This window comes from Stutzerimonas stutzeri SDM-LAC, assembly GCF_000235745.1.
GTDB classification, from domain to species: Bacteria; Pseudomonadota; Gammaproteobacteria; order Pseudomonadales; family Pseudomonadaceae; genus Stutzerimonas; species Stutzerimonas stutzeri_H.
Genome location: NZ_AGSX01000043.1, coordinates 1 through 18992 on the forward strand (window position 1 = coordinate 1; position 18992 = coordinate 18992).

At 62.4% G+C, this 18992-nt stretch carries 18 protein-coding genes and 1 pseudogene; 6 read left to right on the plus strand and 13 right to left on the minus strand.

Features of this window, described 5'->3' with window-relative positions:
- Positions 1-69 precede the first annotated feature (69 nt).
- The 4 genes from hutU to hutC all read left to right on the plus strand — a co-directional run bounded on the left by hutU (position 70) and on the right by hutC (position 5548).
- A complete protein-coding gene (gene hutU / locus PSTU_RS0104055; protein WP_019339762.1) occupies positions 70-1752 on the plus strand; it encodes a urocanate hydratase in 1683 nt (560 codons plus the stop codon).
- Positions 1749-3287: a histidine ammonia-lyase gene (gene hutH / locus PSTU_RS0104060; protein WP_019339763.1), complete on the plus strand. Its 1539-nt coding sequence runs from the start codon at positions 1749-1751 to the stop codon at positions 3285-3287. Before hutU ends, hutH begins: the two co-directional genes overlap by 4 nt.
- A 90-nt stretch (positions 3288-3377) precedes the next feature.
- Entirely contained in the window at positions 3378-4718 is a 1341-nt protein-coding gene (locus PSTU_RS0104065) for a Na+/H+ antiporter family protein (protein ID WP_019339764.1), read from the plus strand.
- 86 nt (positions 4719-4804) lie between these two features.
- Positions 4805-5548 (plus strand): histidine utilization repressor, encoded by a 744-nt coding sequence (gene hutC, locus PSTU_RS0104070; protein ID WP_019339765.1) that lies wholly within the window; start codon positions 4805-4807, stop codon positions 5546-5548.
- A gap of 33 nt (positions 5549-5581) precedes the next feature.
- Here the strand turns inward: hutC and PSTU_RS21950 are convergent.
- From PSTU_RS21950 to PSTU_RS0104125, 11 genes and pseudogenes are all read right to left on the minus strand, one after another.
- A pseudogene (locus tag PSTU_RS21950) lies at positions 5582-5739 on the minus strand (carbamate kinase); the annotation flags it as partial.
- A gap of 164 nt (positions 5740-5903) precedes the next feature.
- Positions 5904-6227, minus strand: a complete 324-nt coding sequence (locus tag PSTU_RS0104080; protein ID WP_019339767.1) for a DUF3392 domain-containing protein — start codon at positions 6225-6227, stop codon at positions 5904-5906.
- A 9-nt stretch (positions 6228-6236) separates the two neighbouring features.
- Positions 6237-7424, minus strand: coding sequence for a radical SAM family heme chaperone HemW (gene hemW / locus PSTU_RS0104085; protein ID WP_019339768.1), 1188 nt, complete (start codon positions 7422-7424; stop codon positions 6237-6239).
- Positions 7421-8017: an RdgB/HAM1 family non-canonical purine NTP pyrophosphatase gene (gene rdgB, locus PSTU_RS0104090; protein WP_019339769.1), complete on the minus strand. Its 597-nt coding sequence runs from the start codon at positions 8015-8017 to the stop codon at positions 7421-7423. The genes hemW and rdgB overlap by 4 nt, the downstream gene beginning before the upstream one ends.
- Positions 8014-8436: a DUF4426 domain-containing protein gene (locus PSTU_RS0104095; protein WP_019339770.1), complete on the minus strand. Its 423-nt coding sequence runs from the start codon at positions 8434-8436 to the stop codon at positions 8014-8016. Before PSTU_RS0104095 ends, rdgB begins: the two co-directional genes overlap by 4 nt.
- A 23-nt stretch (positions 8437-8459) precedes the next feature.
- Positions 8460-9059, minus strand: a complete 600-nt coding sequence (gene metW, locus PSTU_RS0104100; RefSeq protein WP_019339771.1) for a methionine biosynthesis protein MetW — start codon at positions 9057-9059, stop codon at positions 8460-8462.
- Positions 9060-9068: 9 nt separating this feature from the next.
- The gene (gene metX, locus PSTU_RS0104105; protein ID WP_019339772.1) at positions 9069-10208 is read right to left on the minus strand and encodes a homoserine O-succinyltransferase MetX; all 1140 of its coding nucleotides are present in this window, start codon (positions 10206-10208) and stop codon (positions 9069-9071) included.
- An 81-nt stretch (positions 10209-10289) separates the two neighbouring features.
- A complete protein-coding gene (locus PSTU_RS0104110; protein WP_019339773.1) occupies positions 10290-12251 on the minus strand; it encodes a dynamin-like GTPase family protein in 1962 nt (653 codons plus the stop codon).
- 119 nt (positions 12252-12370) lie between these two features.
- Positions 12371-12961 carry a YggT family protein gene (locus PSTU_RS0104115; RefSeq protein ID WP_019339774.1) on the minus strand — a complete coding sequence of 197 codons (591 nt, stop codon included), beginning with the start codon at positions 12959-12961 and terminating at the stop codon, positions 12371-12373.
- Positions 12962-12970: 9 nt separating this feature from the next.
- On the minus strand, positions 12971-13798 hold the full coding sequence (gene proC, locus PSTU_RS0104120) for a pyrroline-5-carboxylate reductase (protein ID WP_019339775.1): 828 nt from the start codon (positions 13796-13798) through the stop codon (positions 12971-12973).
- A gap of 12 nt (positions 13799-13810) precedes the next feature.
- A complete protein-coding gene (locus PSTU_RS0104125) occupies positions 13811-14524 on the minus strand; it encodes a YggS family pyridoxal phosphate-dependent enzyme (protein ID WP_019339776.1) in 714 nt (237 codons plus the stop codon).
- A 66-nt stretch (positions 14525-14590) separates the two neighbouring features.
- Here PSTU_RS0104125 and pilT point away from each other — a divergent pair, with 66 nt between their 5' ends.
- Together pilT and PSTU_RS0104135 are read left to right on the plus strand one after the other, a co-directional pair.
- The gene (pilT, locus tag PSTU_RS0104130) at positions 14591-15625 is read left to right on the plus strand and encodes a type IV pilus twitching motility protein PilT (protein ID WP_019339777.1); all 1035 of its coding nucleotides are present in this window, start codon (positions 14591-14593) and stop codon (positions 15623-15625) included.
- A 76-nt stretch (positions 15626-15701) separates the two neighbouring features.
- Positions 15702-16847 carry a PilT/PilU family type 4a pilus ATPase gene (locus tag PSTU_RS0104135; RefSeq protein WP_019339778.1) on the plus strand — a complete coding sequence of 382 codons (1146 nt, stop codon included), beginning with the start codon at positions 15702-15704 and terminating at the stop codon, positions 16845-16847.
- Here PSTU_RS0104135 and PSTU_RS0104140 read toward each other — a convergent pair whose 3' ends face one another.
- Together PSTU_RS0104140 and PSTU_RS0104145 are read right to left on the minus strand one after the other, a co-directional pair.
- Entirely contained in the window at positions 16848-17678 is an 831-nt protein-coding gene (locus PSTU_RS0104140) for a TIGR03915 family putative DNA repair protein (RefSeq protein ID WP_019339779.1), read from the minus strand. It lies immediately after the preceding gene.
- Positions 17678-18889, minus strand: coding sequence for a putative DNA modification/repair radical SAM protein (locus tag PSTU_RS0104145; RefSeq protein WP_019339780.1), 1212 nt, complete (start codon positions 18887-18889; stop codon positions 17678-17680). Before PSTU_RS0104145 ends, PSTU_RS0104140 begins: the two co-directional genes overlap by 1 nt.
- Positions 18890-18992 lie beyond the last annotated feature (103 nt).

Here is an 18992-nt window from a genome sequence, read left to right on the forward strand (position 1 = left end):
CCACCTGGCGCATTACCTGAGCTGGCTGTAACGCCTGCCGCTTCCGAGTTTGTAAAAGAGGACCCTGAAATGACCCGTTTCCGCGACACCGAAATCCGCGCCGCCCGCGGCACCACCCTGACCGCCAAAAGCTGGCTCACCGAAGCGCCGCTGCGCCTGCTGATGAACAACCTCGACCCGGAAGTGGCCGAGAACCCCAAGGAGCTGGTGGTGTATGGCGGCATCGGCCGTGCCGCGCGCAGCTGGGAATGCTTCGACAAGATCGTCGAAGTGCTGACCCGCCTGGAAGACAACCAGACCCTGCTGATCCAGTCCGGCAAGCCTGTCGGCGTCTTCGAAACTCACAAGGATGCGCCGCGGGTGCTGCTGGCTAACTCCAATCTGGTGCCGCATTGGGCGAACTGGGAGCACTTCAACGAACTGGATCGCAAGGGCCTGGCCATGTACGGGCAGATGACCGCTGGCAGCTGGATCTACATCGGCAGCCAGGGCATCGTCCAGGGCACCTATGAAACCTTCGTCGAGGCCGGCCGCCAGCACTATGGTGGCGACCTCAAGGGCCGCTGGGTACTGACCGCCGGCCTGGGTGGCATGGGCGGCGCGCAGCCACTGGCCGCTACCCTGGCCGGGGCCTGCTCGTTGAATATCGAGTGCCAGCAGAGCCGTATCGATTTCCGCCTGAAGACCCGCTACGTCGACGAGCAGGCCAACGACCTCGACGACGCCCTGGCGCGTATCGACAAGTACACCGGTGAAGGCAAGGCGATCTCCATCGCGCTGTGTGGCAACGCCGCCGAGATCCTTCCGGAACTGGTACGTCGCGGCGTGCGGCCGGACATGGTCACCGACCAGACCAGCGCCCACGACCCGCGCCACGGCTATCTGCCGATCGGCTGGAGCTGGGACGAATACGTCGCCCGCGGTAAGACCGAAGAAGAGGCGGTGGTCAAGGCCGCGCGTCAGTCCATGGCGGTGCACGTGCGGGCCATGCTGGACTTCCAGAAGATGGGCGTGCCGACCTTCGACTACGGCAACAACATCCGTCAGATGGCGCTGGAGGAGGGCGTCGACAACGCGTTCGACTTCCCCGGTTTCGTGCCGGCCTACATCCGCCCGCTGTTCTGCCAGGGCATCGGCCCGTTCCGCTGGGTAGCGCTGTCCGGCGATCCCGAGGACATCTACAAGACCGACGCCAAGGTCAAGGAGCTGATCCCCGACGACGCGCACCTGCACAACTGGCTGGACATGGCCCGCGAGCGCATCAGCTTCCAGGGCTTGCCGGCACGCATCTGCTGGGTCGGCCTGAAAGACCGGGCGCGCCTGGCCCAGGCCTTCAACGACATGGTCGCCAGTGGTGAGCTGAAGGCGCCGATCGTGATCGGTCGCGACCACTTGGACTCCGGCTCCGTGGCCAGCCCCAACCGCGAGACCGAGGCGATGCAGGACGGCTCCGACGCCGTCTCCGATTGGCCGCTGCTCAACGCCCTGCTGAACACCGCCGGTGGCGCCACCTGGGTCTCGCTGCACCATGGCGGCGGCGTCGGTATGGGCTATTCGCAGCACGCCGGGGTGGTCATCGTCGCTGACGGTACGCCAGAAGCCCGGGCCCGTCTCGGACGGGTGCTGCGCAACGATCCGGGGACCGGGGTGATGCGTCACGCCGACGCCGGTTACGACATCGCCATTCAGTGCGCCCGCGAGCAAGGACTCGACTTGCCGATGATCGCCGCTACCCAAGGAGCCGACGCATGAGCCTGTTCAACCTGATTCCGGGCCAATTGACCCTGGCACAGCTGCGCGCGGCCTACCACGCGCCCCTCCAGCTGCGGCTGGACGACAGCGCCCACGCCGCGGTCGAGGCCAGCGTTGCCTGCGTCAACGCGATCATCAGCGAAGGCCGCACCGCTTACGGCATCAATACCGGTTTCGGCCTGCTGGCCTCGACCCGCATCGCCAGTGAAGACCTGGAAAAGCTGCAGCGCTCGCTGGTGCTGTCGCATGCCGCCGGGATTGGCGAGCCGCTGGACGACGCCATGGTGCGGCTGATCATGCTGCTCAAGGTCAACAGCCTGGCGCGCGGGTTCTCCGGCATTCGCCTAAAAGTCATCGAGGCGCTGATCGCCATGATCAATGCCGAGGTCTACCCGCATATTCCGTTGAAGGGGTCGGTCGGGGCTTCCGGCGATCTGGCACCGTTGGCGCATATGTCGCTGGTGCTGCTCGGTGAAGGTCGGGCGCGTTACCAGGGCCAGTGGCTACCGGCCCGGGAGGCGTTGGCGGTGGCCGGGCTCGAACCCATGACCCTGGCCGCCAAGGAAGGCCTGGCCTTGCTCAACGGCACCCAGGTCTCCACCGCCTACGCCTTGCGGGGTCTGTTCGAGGCCGAGGACCTGTTCGCCGCGGCCACCGTGTGCGGCGGGCTGACCGTCGAGGCGGCGCTGGGCTCGCGGGCTCCGTTCGATGCCCGCATTCATGCCGCGCGCGGTCAGCGTGGGCAAATCGATGCGGCGAGCGCGTTCCGCCACCTGCTCGGCGACAGCAGCGAAGTCGGCCACTCCCACGAGGCGTGCGACAAGGTGCAGGACCCGTACTCGCTGCGCTGCCAGCCGCAGGTCATGGGCGCCTGCCTGACGCAGTTGCGCCAGGCCGCCGAGGTGCTGGCGGTGGAAGCCAATGCGGTCTCCGACAATCCGCTGGTGTTCGCCGCTGAAGGCGATGTGATCTCCGGGGGTAACTTCCATGCGGAACCGGTGGCCATGGCCGCCGACAACATCGCCCTGGCGATCGCCGAAATCGGCGCGCTGAGCGAGCGGCGCACTTCGCTGATGATGGACAAGCACATGTCGCAGCTGCCGCCGTTCCTGGTGGCTAATGGCGGGGTCAACTCCGGTTTCATGATCGCCCAGGTCACCGCCGCGGCCCTGGCCAGCGAGAACAAGGCCCTGGCGCACCCGCACAGCGTCGACAGTCTGCCGACCTCGGCCAACCAGGAAGACCATGTCTCCATGGCTCCGGCCGCCGGCAAACGCCTGTGGGAAATGGCTGCCAATACCCGCGGCGTACTGGCCATCGAATGGCTGGGCGCCTGCCAGGGCCTGGACTTTCGCGAAGGGCTGAAAAGCTCGCCGTTGCTCGAACGGGCGCGTCAGGTGCTGCGGGCCAAGGTGCCCTACTACGTCGAAGACCGCTTCTTCGCGCCGGATATCGCGGCGGCAGAGGCCCTGCTCGCCGAGCGCGTGCTCAACCCGCTGCTGCCCAACGGGATGCTGCCTTCGCTGAACCCATAACGCTGTGACGCTCTCCTGGCCTGTGCCAAGGCGCGGGCCAAGGGGGCGCTTTGTCGCGAAAAACAACAATAAAAAACGAAAGGAACTCCAATGAATTCAATCGTATTGGCTGTATTGGCCATGGTCACGCTGTCGATGATGCGGGTCTCGGTGGTCTTTGCCCTGGTGATCTCCGCAGTAATCGGCGGGCTGACAGCGGGGATGCCTATCGAGGCGATCATCGAGGCCTTCAACGAGGGGCTCGGCGGGGGCGCCTCGGTGGCTCTGGCGTACACGACCCTGGGCGCGTTCGCCGTGGCCCTGTCGCGTACCGGTATCGCCCAGCGATTGTCGGCCCGGGTCGTCGAGCACCTGGGGCACAGCCGACACAAGTCCGGCGAGCTGGCGCTGGTCAAGTGGATCATGCTGACCTGCCTGGTGCTGGCCGGCTTTGCCGCTGAAACCGTGATTCCGGTACACATCGCCTTTATCCCGATCCTGGTGCCGCCGCTGCTGCATGTGATGAACCGCCTGCAACTGGACCGGCGCCTGACCGCCTGCGCGATCACCTTCGCCATCACCGTCACCTACATGTCGCTGCCCATCGGCTTTGGCACCATCTTTCTCAACGACATCCTGATCGGTAACGTCAACGATGCCGGCGCGGCTCAGGGTTTGGCGGTCAGCCGGGAAATGGCGCCACAGGCCATGGCGATCCCGGCGCTGGGCATGGTTCTGGGGCTGGCGATCGCAGCGTTCAGCTATCGCCGCAAACGGGCCTATCAGGACTTGCCGGTCGCCGGTGAGCATCTGCGCAGCAACGCCAAGCCGTTGGGTGCGCGCCAGCTCGGGCTGATCGCCGCGGCCCTGCTGCTTGCGCTGGGGGTGCAACTGTGGAGCGGTTCGATGATTTTCGGCGGGCTGGTGGGCTTTGCCGTGATTTCGGTGAGCGGCGTGATCCGCTGGGGCGAGCAAGACGATGTGTTCACCCAGGGCATGCGTTTGATGGCACTGGTGGGCTTCATCATGATCGCGGCGGCCGGTTTCGCCGCGGTGATGAAGGCCACCGGAGAGATCCCCAGCCTGGTCAGCAGTTCGGCAGAGCTGATCGGCGACAACCGCGGCATGGCGGCGCTGATCATGTTGCTGGTGGGGCTGCTGATCACCATCGGCATTGGTTCGTCGTTTTCCACGGTGCCGATCATTGCCTCCATCTACGTCCCGCTGGGGCTGGGCTTCGGCTTCTCGCCGCTGGCGATCATCGCCCTGGTCGGCACCGCTGCGGCGCTCGGCGACGCCGGTTCGCCGGCTTCAGACTCGACTCTGGGGCCCACCGCGGGGTTGAATGCCGATGGCCAGCATGACCATATCTGGGACACGGTGGTGCCGACCTTCCTGCACTTCAATCTGCCGCTGATTGCAGCCGGCTGGCTGGCGGCGATGCTGCTCTGATTGCCCGGGCACACTCGGGTCCCTGCACCTCGGCCACGGTGAACGTTATCATCCGCGCATCGCGCGTCGACATTAAGGGGGCCTGAGTGGCCAGCAATACACCACGCTACCGGGTCATCGAGGAGTATCTGCTCGAACGCATCAGCGCCGGCGATTTTCCGGTCAATCATCAGATCCCCGCCGAGGAGCAGCTGGCGCGGGATTTCGGCGTCAGCCGGATGACCGCCAACAAGGCCATCCGCGATCTGGTGCAGAAGGGCTACCTGATTCGCCAGGCCGGGCTCGGGACCTTCGTCACCGACCGCAAGGCCGAGTCGTCGCTGCATGAGGTACTGAATATCGCGTCTGAGGTCAGGGGTCGGGGCAACGACTACAGCAACCAGGTTCTGCGCTGCGAAGCGATCGAGGCGGATGACGAAGTGGCGTTGCGGCTCGCTGTCCGGGTGGGCACACCGACCTTCCACAGTATCCTGGTGCATCGTGAGAACGGCGTGCCGATCCAGTTGGAAGATCGCTACGTCAATCCGCGCTGGGTACCCGATTACCTACAGACCGATTTCGCCCGCCACACGCCCAACGAGGTGCTGGTTGCGGCCTGCCCGATCTCCGACGTCGAACACGTGGTCGAAGCCGTGCTGGTCGATCGCCAGACCGCCGAATGGCTGGCCATGGACTCGGCTATCCCCTGTCTGAGCATGATTCGCCGGACTTGGTCGGAGGACCACCTGGTCAGCTACGCGCGGCTGATCCATCCCGGAGACCGCTACAAGTTGCGCTCGGCGCTGGGGCCGCGCGATTTCGCCTCGGCGTCGCCGCGACGGGGCAGATGAGGCCGCGGTCCCGGTCGCTCGGGGCGGGCAGGGCTAATCCGGTCCGTTCGCTGTCAGGCTGACGCGGGTCCCCGCCTGCCCCTGGATGATCGCCTCGATATCGCCGAGCGAACCGATGACCGCCGTCTTGCCGGTCTTGCGGGCAAACTCGCAGGCCGCCTGTCCCGTGGGCCCATCGAGCCAGCTGCAAACAGCGCATCCGCCAGTGCGCTCGCAAACCAGGTGTGCATCTAAATCCGGATTTGCTGTTTGGATTGCATGCTGGTTACGCCCCGTTGTCCGAAGAGCTGCGACCAGTTGCATGGGCATATCAGGCGGGTCTGTCGGTATTGAGCGCGTTCTGCTGGGCGGCGATTCAGTTGCGGTCAGCGACTACGCCGATGATGAACAGCACCAGTAAAAGAACCGGTGCAAGCGTGTAGTTATTGAATTGCGCCAGGCCCTTCGCGAGCCAGGGACTGAGATAGATGATGCCGAGCCCGTAGACCAGGGCGCAGAAGACCACGAAGGCGAGGGTGCGCAGGATGAAATTCAGGCCACCGATGTTCTTCTGTACCCAGGCGTTCAGCGCCGGTCCGAACAGCACGAAGAGCGTGGCCATGATCGCCAGGGAAATATCGAACAGGTGGTGACGGCTCCAGCGCGACAGGGTGGCGATGAGGTCGAGTACGAGATCCATGCAGGGTCCTTAGGGCAGGAAAAGTTGTAGCAGGTCGTTGAGAAACAGCTGGCCTTTGGCGCTCGCAACCAGCCGCTGCGGGTCTGGCTCCAGCAGACCGCGCGCTTCGGCTTCATGCCTGCCGCTTGCGAGCAGGTCCGGGTCTAGACCGGTGCGCTGAGTGAACAACAATGAAGGCACGCCGTCGGTGAGGCGCAGCACGTTCATCAGGAATTCGAAGGGCAATTCGTCCGCGGCGAGTTGCTTGTCGCCGGCACGAAAGCGCTTCGCGGGGTCCAGGTAGTCCTTCGGCAGGCGGGTTTTCCAGTGGCGCCGGATCGCTCCGTTCGGCCTTGTCCATTTGCCGTGTGCACCGGCGCCCAGGCCAAGGAAATCGCCAAAGGTCCAATAATTGAGGTTATGCCGCGCCTGCCGACCGGGTTGCGCGTATGCCGAGGTTTCGTATTGCCGATAGCCGTGTGCAGCGAGCAGCGCCTGTCCGGCTTCCTGAATATCCCAGAGGGTTTCATCTTCAGGCAATCGGGGTGGCTTGTTCCAGAATTCGGTGTTCGGCTCGACCGTAAGCTGGTACCAGGACAGGTGCGTTGGCTGTTGGGCGATGGCAATGCGCAGGTCGCTCAGCGCGTCCTCCAGGCTCTGCTCGGGTAGGCCATGCATCAGGTCCAGATTGAAATTATCGAAGCCCGCGGCGCGCGCCATGTCAGCGGCCCGGATCGCTTCGTTGCCATCGTGGATGCGGCCGAGGGCTATGAGCTTGGTGGGCTGAAAGCTCTGCACCCCGATCGACAAGCGATTGATACCGAGGCTGCGATAGTCACGGAATTTCGCCTGCTCGAACGTACCCGGGTTGGCTTCCAGGGTGATTTCAATGTCATCGGCGAACCCGACCCGTTGCCGCATGCCTTCGAGGATTCGCTCCAGCGCGCTGGCGGAAAACAGGCTCGGCGTGCCGCCGCCGAAAAAGATCGACGTCAGCCTGCGGCCCTGTACCTGCTCCAGATCCGCATCCAGGTCCGCCAGCAGCGCGTCGACATAAGCGTCTTCGGGAAGCGAGGCGCCGGCAGCGTGGGAATTGAAGTCGCAGTACGGGCATTTGCGCACGCACCAGGGAATGTGAACGTAGGCCGCCAGTGGCGGCAGCGCTAGGCGCGATGCCGCAGGCGGCTCCGGAGCGCCGCCGCTGGGAACTGCGATCATGCGATCCCCAGCCGCTGCTTGAGCAGGGCCATGGCACGGGCGCGGTGGCTGAGCTGGTTCTTGTCCTTCGGTGTGAGCTCGGCGCTGGAGCAGTCACGTTCCGGCACCCAGAACAGCGGGTCGTAACCGAAGCCATGCTCCCCTTGGGCGCTGTGCAGAATGCGGCCCTGCCAGAGCCCTTCGCAGAGAATCGGCAGCGGATCGTCGGCATGCCGCAGCAACGCCAGCGCGCAGACAAACTGAGCGCCGCGCTCGGCGTCCGGCACGTCCTTCAGGGCGTCGAGCAGCTTGGCATTGTTTGCCGCATCGCCCTGGCCATTGGCATAGCGAGCCGAGTAGATGCCGGGTGCGCCGCCCAGATGATCCACCGCCAGGCCGGAATCGTCGGCCAGTGCCGGCAAGCCGGATATGCGCGCCGCGTTGCGTGCTTTGAGAATGGCGTTCTCGACGAAGGAAAGGCCGGTTTCCTCAGGCTCGACGTCGCTGAACTCACCAATCGAGCGTACGCGCACGGCGTCGCCGAGCATGGCTTGCAGTTCCTTAAGCTTGCCGGCGTTGTGGCTGGCCAGCACCAGTTCTTTGAAAAGCATCATTCGTCCGGGAAGACTTCTTGGCTGAAGTCGAAATTGATTGCCGCGGCGCCGGCAGGCTGCACGTTCAGGTTGAAGCGCAGGGTTTCTTGCGAGTCGAAGGGGAACTGTGCCAGGTAGTAGATGGCCTGCTCACCTTCTTTCAATTGCTTGAAACTCAGCGGGTAATCCTGCCCGAGCAGGTTCTTCACCGTGCCACTGACCTGCGCCGCGGTCGGTTTGCCGGACTTGAGTACCGATATGTTGACCACACCTTGAGCCTTGCTGCGCACGAGCCCGGCTGCAGCGGCGATGTCGGGCTGCAGGAAGCTGGAATTGAAGGCGATGTAGTGCACATCGTATTCGCCAACGCTGTGTTTGCGCTCGGCCACGGCGGGCAGAGCAAACAGCAGGGCGAGCAGGCATATCAGGCTAGATTTCATGGGTTACCTCCAGCGATGAGCGGTCAGCGGACAGCTCCGGTGACACGATAGATACCGATTTCACCAATCAGATTAGGCCACAAGCGACTCGCCACGCCGTGCTTGTGATGGCGATCCACGGCCAGACGTTCAAGCACCCGGGCACCGAGTTCGTGGGACAGTCGCTCGAAGTCCTCAAAGGTGCAGAAGTGAATGTTTGGCGTGTTGTACCAGGTGTAGGGCAGAAAATCCGATACCGGCATGCGGCCCTTACTGGCCAGGTACCAGCGGCAGCGCCAGTGACCGAAATTGGGGAAGGTGATGATGCATTCGCGGCCGACCCGTAGCATCTCCTCGAGCAGCTTGTCCGGGTAGTGGACCGCTTGCAGCGCCTGGGTCATGACGACCATGTCGAAGCTGTCACTGGCGAAGTTGCCGAGGCCCTTGTCGAGGTCCTGCTCAATCACGTTGACGCCTTTCTCAACGCAGGCGGCGATGTTGTCGGGGTCGATTTCCAGGCCATAGCCGCTGACCTGCTTGTTGTCCCGCAACCACGCCAGCAGGTCACCGTTACCGCAGCCCAGGTCGAGCACGCGGCTTCCCGCCGGTATCCAGTCTTGGATGATGTCCAGGTCGGCGCGCATATGGGTTCCTTATACGGCGATGCGGTTCATGTAACCGCGAAAGGCCTGCAGATAACGAGGGATCGGAATCAGAAAGGCGTCGTGGCCCTGCGGAGCGTCGATCTCCAGGTAACAGACGTTTTTGCGCGCCGCCATCAGCGCGTCGACGATTTCGTGCGAGCGCTCAGGCGAGAAGCGCCAGTCGGTGGTAAACGAAATCACGCAGAAATCCGCCTTCGCCGTCGACAGTGCCTTGGCCAGGTCATCTTCGTAGGCTGCGGCCGGGTCGAAATAGTCCAGTGCCTTGGTCATCAGCAGATAGGTATTGGCATCGAAGCGGCCGGAGAACTCTTCGCCTTGATAGCGAAGATAGCTTTCGACCTGAAATTCGACGCTGTTGAAATCGTAATTCAGCTTTTCGCTCTTGAGCCCACGGCCAAACTTGGTGCCCATGGCGTCGTCGGACAGGTAGGTGATATGGCCGACCATGCGCGCAAGCATCAGGCCCCGCTTGGGGATCACGCCCTTCTCTTGAAAGTGGCCGCCATGAAACTCCGGATCAGAGAGGATGGCCTGGCGCGCGACCTCATTGAACGCAATGTTCTGCGCTGACAGCTTGGGTGCCGAAGCGATTGCTACGCAATGTCGCACGCGCTCCGGGTAACTCATGGTCCATTGCATGGCCTGCATGCCACCGAGGCTGCCGCCGACTACAGCAGCCCACTGCTCGATGCCGAGCATGTCGGCCAAGCGGGCCTGGCTGTTGACCCAGTCTTCCACCGTGACGACCGGGAAATCTGCGCCATAAGGTTTGCCCGTGGCTGGGTTGATGCTGCTGGGACCCGTCGAACCATTGCAGCCGCCGAGGTTGTTCAGGCTGACCACAAAGAAGCGGCTGGTATCGATGGCTTTGCCCGGACCGATACAGCTGTCCCACCAGCCCGGTTTGCGGTCGTCAGCATCATGGTAGCCGGCTGCGTGGTGATGGCCTGACAGCGCGTGGCAGATGAGCACGGCATTGCTGCACGAGGCGTTCAGCTCGCCGTAGGTTTCGTAGATCAGCTGGTAATCGTGCAGCGTGCGGCCGCAGGCGAGTGCCAGCGGCTCGGCGAAATGCGCGACCTTCGGACTCACCAGACCAACGGAATCGGCTGGAATAGCTGTGGGCATCGACCCTGGCTCGTGCTGGAAGAAGGCGGCAAAGTCTAAAGGTTAGCGCGCTTCAATTCATCCTCAATCGCAACGCTGGTGTCAGCCGAGGCAGGCGCCGGTAAGGCTGACGACCTTGCCTTGGCGCCGGATCGGTGCCGGTTTCCGTAGCAGCCGTAGCATTTCACCGGCCTCGGCCAGTTGTTGCTCCAGCTCAAGGCTGTAACGTGCCAGCAGGCGACCGCGTTGGCTGCTTTGCTGACTCTCCTGCGCCAAGCTCTTGAGGCGCAGCATGTGCGCTTCCAGTTGCTGCTTATGCTCCAACGAATGCTGCATCAACGGCAGCAGCGCTTCGTTGGCCCAATGCCCGGCTTCCTGGCGCAGCCGCTGATGCATGACAACCACTTCTTGTACGAGCGTAGCGAAGAAGCGTCGGGTCAAGGTGCGCTGCTCGGTGAGCAAGGTCTTGAGCTGCAGACGGAACTGATCAGCCTTGCTTTGCAGGCCTTTGAGTTCCTTCTGGTACTGCTCCAGGCGGAACAGCGGAGCGTCCACACCGTGCAGCGGGTTTTCGTCGTTATGGCGCCGGTAGATGGCCGAGACCATCTTGTTGGCCAACGCCGCCTCGTGCTCAAGAGCACTGAGGTCCTGCTCTACGGAACGGAAGAAATGCACGATGCTGAGGTTGATACCCAGTGTGGTCAGGCTTCCGGTCAGGCTGCGGCGCAGGCGAGAGAGGTGTTCCTCGAGGCGTTCTGGGCGCACTGTCGAACGCAGAAGCTCGCCCTGGCGTTGCAGTAGGCGCTGGTTGGTTTTCAGTTGCAGCAGGCGCTTGTGGTGCTGGTTATGGTCATGGCGGGTACGGGCTGTCAGCTCCAGGAGCATCTGGCCGCTGTCCTGGCGATGGCTGTCGAGCAGTTGGCATTGCTCGCGGACCTTTGCCAGTCGCTGGGTCAGGATGTGCTGGCTGTTTTGCAGTAGCGCTAGTACCTGGCGTACCACCTGCTGTTCCAGCAGATGTTCCTTCTGAGCGAGGATGCGCTCGCTGAGCAAGTGCTCCAGCGCAACCAGTTGACTGCGCTCCAGCAGCTGCTGATCGCCGCGGATCTTAGCCAGCAGCGCCTGCTTGGCTGAGAGTGGAAGCACATCCGCGACGGCAATTCCCAGCTGTTGCGCCGTGGCGGCCTGCATCCTTTGGATTGCGGCATTGACGAAGGCTTCGCCGGAGACGTCGTCCCACAGGACATCGATCTTGTTCAGCACGGCGAACAGACGGTTGCGTCCACCGTCGTCGAGTTGGCGAATATGCTGTTGCCAGATCCCCATGTCGCTGGCCGTCACGCCAGCGTCGGCAGACAGCAGGAAAATCACCGCGTGGGCGTTAGGCAACATCGACAGGGTGAGCTCCGGCTCGCTGCCGAGCGCGTTGAGGCCGGGCGTATCGAGGATGCGCAGGCCCTGGCGCAGCAGGGGATGGTCGAAGTTGACCATGGCGTGTCGCCAGGCCGGCACCATAACCTCTCCGTCTGCATCCGAGCCCTCTAGCGCGTCGGGATGGAAGCCCAGCTGGATGGCCTCCTCCACGGGCATCGACTTGGTGGAAGCCACCTGGCCGAACGCTTCGACCATGGCGTCAGGGTTGGCGGGATCCAGCGCAATGTTTGTCCATAGGCGTGGGGCTCGCTTGAGCTGGGCGATGCTGGTGTCGTCCAGGCGGGACTCGATCGGCAGCAGGCGGATGTACGAACGATCAGCACGCGGATCGAAGAACAGCTCGGTTGGGCACATGGTGGTGCGGCCGGCACGCGACGGCAGGATGCGCTGGCCGTACTCGGAGAAAAACAGGCTGTTGATCAGCTCCGTCTTGCCGCGGGAGTACTCGCCGACAAATGCAAGGGTTATATGATCGGTGCGCAGCAGCTTCAGCGCGCGGTCGAGCCTGGCTTCAACCACATCCGAGTTCAACCGGTTGTGCGCCAGCCAGCTGCGGTAACGCGTTATTTCGCGGATAAGGTCGCGTTTCCAGGAGACGTAGGCATCCACTTGCCGATCGAGTCGTTCCATGGTCGTGTTGCTTCCTGAAAGGCGTAAGGGGCGATTATCCCTGTCGCCTGGTGTGGGTCAATCGAGCCTTTTGTGAACCACCGCCCAAAGACTGCACAAGACTTTAGGCGGTTTCGGTCTCAGATCAGCGAGCGCAGGATGTTGGGCATGTGAGTCATCATTGCCAGGTTGCCAATCACCAGCATGTCGATCAGTTTGATCGCCAGAAACGCGAAGATCGGCGAAATATCCAACCCACCCATGCTCGGCAGCAGACGGCGGAAGGGCGCCAGCGCCGGCTCGCAAATCTGGCTGACCAGTTGGGCGCCTGGGTTGTGACTGCCCGGTGCAACCCAGGACAGGATCACGCTGATGATCAGCGCGTAGAAGAAGATGTTGATGAACAGCCCGGTCACACCAATGACGGCCCAGACCAAGAGCTGCAGCGGATTTCCGATGGTGCCGAATGCAATCATCAGGATTGCGGCCATCAGCAACACTTGGACGATGATCGCCAATACCAGCGACGACAGATCGAGTCCGCCGACGCTGGGGATCACCCGGCGCAAAGGCTTCAGCAGCGGGTGCGTAGCGCGCACGATGAACTGGCTCAGTGGATTGTAGAAATCAGCTCGGACCAACTGCAGAATGAAGCGCAACAGAACGATCAGCAGGTAAAGGCTGCCGAGCGTCTGGACGATCAGGATCAGGGCTTGCGAGAGTTGTGACATGAAGGTTCCTTATTTGCCCAGTTGTTCGGCGAGCTCGGCCGAGCGTCGTGCGGCTGCGTTCATCGCCTGTTGTACCAGGGTCTCGAAGCCGCTCGCCTGAAATGCTTGGATCGCCGCTTCGGTGGTTCCGTTCGGTGAAGTGACCCTGCGCCGCAATTCGGCCGCTTCGACGTCGCTTTCGCAGGCCATCCGCGCGGCGCCGAGTGCGGTGTGCATGGTCAGCTGAGCCGCCGTGGCGCGAGGTAGGCCCAGCTGTTCACCAGCGGCGGTCATGGCTTCGATCAGCAAAAAGAAATAGGCCGGGCCGCTGCCGGAAACCGCGGTCACGGCGTCGATCAGTTCTTCCTTATCCAGCCAGAGTGCCAGACCCACCGCCGACAATAGCTGCTCGGCCTGTTGCCGTTGTGCATCGTTGACCTGGGCGTTGGCATAAAGGCCGCTAACGCCCTGACGCAGCAGCGACGGCGTATTCGGCATGCAGCGCACGATGGCCCGTGGTGTTTGCTCGCCGAGCCATGTTTGCAGGCTTGCGCAATTGATGCCGGCAGCGATCGATACGATCAGCTGGTTCGGCTGCAGATGCGCGGCCAGATCACGACAGACCGCTTGCATCACCTGCGGCTTGACGGCGAGCACGATGACATCGGCTCCAGCCAGCGCCTGACCGTTATCGGCAAAGGTCTCGACGCCGTGGGTTGCGTTCAACTCATCACGTTTGTCGGCGCCGGGATCGCTGGCGCAAATGGATGCGGCTGGAATGCCCTGGGCACGCAGCCCGCCGATCAGGCTGGCGGCCATGTTGCCGGCGCCGATGAAGGCGATACGGGGTGTGCTCATGCGTGGGTTCCTTTATTCATTCGGAGGGACATCCGTAGCTGTCTGCGACGGATAAGCGCGGGCGCCGAACAGGGCGGTGCCGATGCGGACCCAGGTGGCGCCTTCGGCGATGGCAGCCTCCATGTCGTGGCTCATGCCCATGGAGAGGGTGTCGAGACCGAGGTCGAGCTCGTGCCGCAACTGACGCAGGCGGGCGAAAGCGGCGCGTTGCTCGGCCGGGTCTTCAGTCGGCTCGGGGATCGCCATCAGTCCGCGCAAACGCAGACGAGGCAGGGCGGCAATGGCGTGGGCCAGCACCGACACGGCCTGCGGTTCGCAGCCGGACTTGCTGGCTTCGCCGCTGACGTTAACTTGCAGGCAGATGTTCAGGGGCGGCAGCGACTCGGGGCGCTGGTCGGAGAGACGCTGCGCGATTTTCAGACGATCCACCGAGTGGACCCAGTCGAAGTGCTCGGCGATCTGCTTGGTCTTGTTCGATTGGATCGGCCCAATGAAGTGCCAGGTGAGAGGAAGCTCGGCAAGCTCGGTCTGTTTCTGCAAGGCTTCCTGAAGATAATTCTCACCAAAATCGCGCAACCCGGCGTCGCTGGCCTGGCGAATGGCCTCGGCCGATTGAGTCTTGCTTACCGCCAGCAGATGCACCTCGCCGGGATTGCGCGCTACAGCTTGCGCCGCCTCACGGATGCGCGTTCCGACCTTTGCAATATTCGTCGCTATCGTGGACATTACCTGCGCCTGCCACCTTAGGGTCTGCGCGGCATTCTACCTGCTTGCTTGTAATTGGGGAGTCCCATGGATATCACAGAGCTGCTGGCCTTTAGTGCCAAGCAGGGAGCGTCGGATTTGCACCTGTCTTCCGGCTTGCCGCCGATGATCCGCGTCGACGGCGATGTACGCCGGATCAATCTCCCCGCGATGGACCACAAGCAGGTACACGCGCTGATCTACGACATCATGAATGACAAGCAGCGCAAGGATTTCGAGGAGTTTCTCGAAACCGACTTCTCGTTCGAGGTGCCTGGCGTCGCCCGCTTCCGGGTCAACGCCTTCAACCAGAATCGCGGTGCTGGCGCAGTATTCCGGACCATTCCGTCCAAGGTGCTGACCATGGAAGACCTCGGCATGGGCGAGGTCTTCCGCAAGATCACCGATGTACCGCGCGGGCTGGTGCTGGTCACCGGGCCGACCGGTTCGGGCAAGTCGACCACCTTGGCGGCCATGCTCGATTACCTGAACAACACCAAGTACCACCACATCCTCACCATCGAGGACCCGATCGAATTCGTTCACGAGTCTAAGAAGTGCCTGGTCAACCAGCGCGAAGTGCACCGTGACACGCTCGGCTTCTCCGAAGCACTGCGCTCGGCGTTGCGTGAAGACCCGGACATCATTCTGGTCGGAGAGATGCGCGACCTGGAAACCATCCGCCTGGCGCTCACCGCCGCAGAAACCGGCCACCTGGTATTCGGCACCCTGCACACCACCTCGGCGGCCAAGACCATCGACCGGGTAGTCGACGTGTTCCCGGCTGAAGAAAAGTCCATGGTCCGCTCGATGTTGTCGGAATCATTGCAGGCCGTGATTTCCCAGACCCTGCTGAAGAAGGTCGGCGGTGGTCGGGTAGCGGCGCACGAGATCATGATCGGCACCCCGGCAATCCGCAACTTGATCCGCGAAGACAAGGTGGCGCAGATGTACTCCTCGATCCAGACCGGCGGATCGCTGGGCATGCAGACGCTGGACTCCTGTCTTAAAGGCTTGCTGGCCAAGGGGCTGATCTCGCGCGACGCTGCCAAGGAAAAGGCCAAGCAGCCGGAAAACTTCTGAGAACTATTGGGCCTGGCGCTAGGCCGGGCCTCTTCGCATTGCTATAGCGCGGCTACGCCCGACTACGAGAACGACGATGGAATTCGAAAAACTGTTGCGCCTGATGGTCGAAAAGGGCGGCTCCGACCTCTTCATTACAGCGGGCGTGCCGCCGTCGATGAAGGTCAATGGCAAGATCCTACCCGTCAACAAGACCCCGATGTCGCCGGAGATGACCCGCGAGACGGTCCACGCGGTGATGAACGAGCAGCAGCGTCGAGAGTTCACTGCAAACCACGAATGCAACTTCGCCATCAGCGCGCGTGGCATTGGTCGTTTTCGGGTCAGTGCCTTCTATCAGCGCAACCTCGCCGGCATGGTATTGCGCCGTATCGAGACCACCATTCCCACGCTGGAAGACCTGAAACTTCCAGAAGTGCTGAAAAAGCTGGCGATGACCAAGCGCGGCCTTGTGCTGTTTGTCGGTGCGACCGGTACCGGCAAGTCCACGTCGTTGGCCGCGATGATCGGCTACCGCAACAAGAACTCCAGCGGTCATATCATTTCCATCGAAGACCCCATCGAATTCATTCACCAGCACCAGAGCTGCATCGTCACTCAGCGTGAGGTCGGTATCGATACGGACTCGTTCGATGTGGCGCTGAAGAACACCCTGCGCCAGGCGCCGGATGTGATCCTGATCGGAGAGGTGCGGACCCGCGAGACCATGGACTATGCCGTGGCATTCGCTGAAACCGGTCACCTCTGTCTTGCAACCCTTCACGCCAACAACGCCAACCAGGCGCTGGACCGAATCATCAACTTCTTCCCGGCTGATCGGCAGCAGCAGGTCTGGATGGACCTGTCGCTGAACCTCAAGGCCATCGTTGCCCAGCAACTGATCCCGACGCCCGATGGCAAAGGCCGTCGCGCGGTGATCGAGGTGCTGATCAATACGCCGCTGGCGGCTGATCTGATCCGCAAGGGCGAAGTCCACGAGCTCAAGTCGTTGATGAAACGCTCCACCGACCTCGGCATGCAGACCTTCGACCAGGCGCTGTACAACCTCTATGTCCAGGGTGAAATCACGTACGAAGACGCCTTGGCGCATGCCGACTCCTCCAACGATCTGCGCTTGATGATCAAGTTGGGTTCGGAAACCGACGGCGAACACCTCACCAGCGTTTCACAAGGGCTGACGCTGGAAGTCAGCGACGACGATACGAGTCGCAGCTTCCGCTAATCATGCCTGTCCGGGTCGCTCGATGCGCTTGCCTGGACGGGTGGCGACACGCTCTGCCTGACCGTCACGTTGCGCTCCAGCCCGGGCATGGCTCATCAATTGGGGGATCAGCGGCCCTTCCGGCAGGTTTTTCCAAAAACGTACCGGCAGATTCGACTGCAGCACGTCAGGGTTGAGCCGCGCCGGATTGAAGGTGCTTTCGTAATAGGTCTTCCACAGTTCGGCCTCGGGATCCTGCGCGGTCTGCGCCAGCTCCCGCCAGGTGGGCGGGCAAGGATTGGCGTAGTGCATCACCTGGCCATCCCACAGCACCGCATCATCGGGCGTTGCGATCATCCATGAATGCAGCCCCATCCGTTCGGCGAAGTGCGGCGTCGCGCTGATCAGAATGTCGTGCGCGGGCTCGAACCAGGCTGCATAGTCCGGCGCGTTGCCTCGGTTCGTTGGTTTGAAGCGCAAGAATGCATGCAGATGATGTGCTTCGCGGCGTACCGCCTTGATCCTGGCATGGAGCTCGCTGCCATCAGCATCGCCGACCAGTCGTGCCGTGTGGTCGCCTTTGGCGACTCGCCAGAGAATGCGGTACAGCAAGCTCCAGCGGTCAGCTGTACGAAAGCGCGCAGCACTTTCCAGCTCGACGAGCAGCTGTCGAGGGATGCGTATGGGTGGCCTGGGCTCGAGTGGTTCGGGCGCAACGGACTCGCCGAACAAGCCACCCGTCTCGCCTCCAGCCAGCCATTCCACCTGATGCGGGGCGATTGCGCTGCGGAGCAAGCCGCGCGCCGCCTCGCGCCAGCCATCGAAACGACCGTCGAAACGAACCTGCAGCATCACCAGAGCCCCATCTGCAGCGGGCCGTCGCTAAGCTGTTGGCGCAGGGCGGACGACTCCCGGTAGGCCAGGCTCGGGCGATAGTCATGGGTAATAACGAAGGGCTTGGCTTTTTCCAGCGAGCAGCGAAGTCGTGTCAGGTCTTCGAAGCGGATACGCTTCTGCCGGCGCAGGGCGACCAGTCGTTGAGCGCTGAGCATGCCTATGCCGGGAATGCGCGCGATTAGCGTGGGCTCGGCACGATTCAGGTCAACGGGGAAATGCTCGCGATTGGACAGCGCCCATGCCAGTTTCGGATCGATATCCAGCGGCAGATTGCCCGGGCCAGCCAGCAATTCGCTGGCCTTGAAGCCATAGCCGCGCATCAGGAAGTCCGCCTGATACAGGCGATGTTCGCGCAGCAGTGGTGGGGCATCAAAGGGCACGGTCTTGGGGCTGTGCGGAATTGGGCTGAAAGCCGAGTAATAGACGCGCCGTAGCCTGAAGTCGCCATATAGCGATTGGGCGGTGTGCAGAATGGTGCTGTCATCAGTGGAGTCAGCCCCGACGATCATTTGTGTACTCTGACCTGCCGGTGCGAAGCGTGGCGCTCGCTGTTCCGCTTTTGCTTCGGCCTCGCCTTCATGAATGGCATGCATTGCTTGCTTGATGGTCGCCACCTGTTTTTCAGGTGCCAGACGAATCAGGCTGGCCTCGGTCGGCAGCTCGATGTTCACGCTCAGGCGGTCAGCGTAACGGCCCGCCTCCGCGATGAGTTGCGGGTCGGCATCCGGGATCGTTTTCAAATGTATGTAGCCGCGAAATTCGTGCTCTTCGCGTAGCAACCTGGCTACGCGGTTGAGCTGCTCCATGGTGTAGTCAGCCGAGCGAATAATCCCGGAGCTGAGAAACAGCCCGCTGATGCAATTGCGGCGGTAGAAATCCAGTGTCAGCGTCACCACTTCTTCTGGAGTGAAGCGTGCGCGCGGCACATCGCTGGAGCGCCGGTTGACGCAGTACTGGCAGTCGTACAGGCAAAAGTTGGTCAGCAGAATTTTCAACAGGGCCACACAGCGACCGTCCGGGGTGAAGCTGTGGCAGATGCCCATGCCATCCGTGGCGCCGAGCCCGCTGCGGCCTTTTGAGCTGCGTTTGGGCGCACCGCTGCTGGCGCACGACACATCGTATTTGGCGGCATCAGCCAGGATGCTGAGCTTTTCAATCAACTGCATAACGGTCACCATGATACTGGTTGTATGTACAGTATCATGGCGAATCAGGTGAGTGGTGTCCGCTCGGCAGGCGCTGCAATTGGCGGGAATCGGATAAGCTCAC

Excerpts from the sequence above, each read along its gene's own strand:
- PSTU_RS0104115 (WP_019339774.1), bottom strand. The coding sequence starts at position 12,961 with ATGTCACAACTCTCGCAAGCCCTGATCCTGATCGTCCAGACGCTCGGC.
- PSTU_RS0104080 (WP_019339767.1), bottom strand. The coding sequence starts at position 6,227 with ATGGATCTCGTACTCGACCTCATCGCCACCCTGTCGCGCTGGAGCCGT.
- hutU (WP_019339762.1), top strand. The coding sequence starts at position 70 with ATGACCCGTTTCCGCGACACCGAAATCCGCGCCGCCCGCGGCACCACC.
- PSTU_RS0104125 (WP_019339776.1), bottom strand. The coding sequence starts at position 14,524 with ATGTCCACGATAGCGACGAATATTGCAAAGGTCGGAACGCGCATCCGT.
- PSTU_RS0104145 (WP_019339780.1), bottom strand. The coding sequence starts at position 18,889 with ATGCAGTTGATTGAAAAGCTCAGCATCCTGGCTGATGCCGCCAAATAC.
- metX (WP_019339772.1), bottom strand. The coding sequence starts at position 10,208 with ATGCCCACAGCTATTCCAGCCGATTCCGTTGGTCTGGTGAGTCCGAAG.
- PSTU_RS0104110 (WP_019339773.1), bottom strand. The coding sequence starts at position 12,251 with ATGGAACGACTCGATCGGCAAGTGGATGCCTACGTCTCCTGGAAACGC.
- PSTU_RS0104140 (WP_019339779.1), bottom strand. The coding sequence starts at position 17,678 with ATGCTGCAGGTTCGTTTCGACGGTCGTTTCGATGGCTGGCGCGAGGCG.
- hutH (WP_019339763.1), top strand. The coding sequence starts at position 1,749 with ATGAGCCTGTTCAACCTGATTCCGGGCCAATTGACCCTGGCACAGCTG.
- rdgB (WP_019339769.1), bottom strand. The coding sequence starts at position 8,017 with ATGATGCTTTTCAAAGAACTGGTGCTGGCCAGCCACAACGCCGGCAAG.
- PSTU_RS0104065 (WP_019339764.1), top strand. The coding sequence starts at position 3,378 with ATGAATTCAATCGTATTGGCTGTATTGGCCATGGTCACGCTGTCGATG.
- proC (WP_019339775.1), bottom strand. The coding sequence starts at position 13,798 with ATGAGCACACCCCGTATCGCCTTCATCGGCGCCGGCAACATGGCCGCC.
- PSTU_RS0104095 (WP_019339770.1), bottom strand. The coding sequence starts at position 8,436 with ATGAAATCTAGCCTGATATGCCTGCTCGCCCTGCTGTTTGCTCTGCCC.
- pilT (WP_019339777.1), top strand. The coding sequence starts at position 14,591 with ATGGATATCACAGAGCTGCTGGCCTTTAGTGCCAAGCAGGGAGCGTCG.
- hemW (WP_019339768.1), bottom strand. The coding sequence starts at position 7,424 with ATGATCGCAGTTCCCAGCGGCGGCGCTCCGGAGCCGCCTGCGGCATCG.
- metW (WP_019339771.1), bottom strand. The coding sequence starts at position 9,059 with ATGCGCGCCGACCTGGACATCATCCAAGACTGGATACCGGCGGGAAGC.
- PSTU_RS0104135 (WP_019339778.1), top strand. The coding sequence starts at position 15,702 with ATGGAATTCGAAAAACTGTTGCGCCTGATGGTCGAAAAGGGCGGCTCC.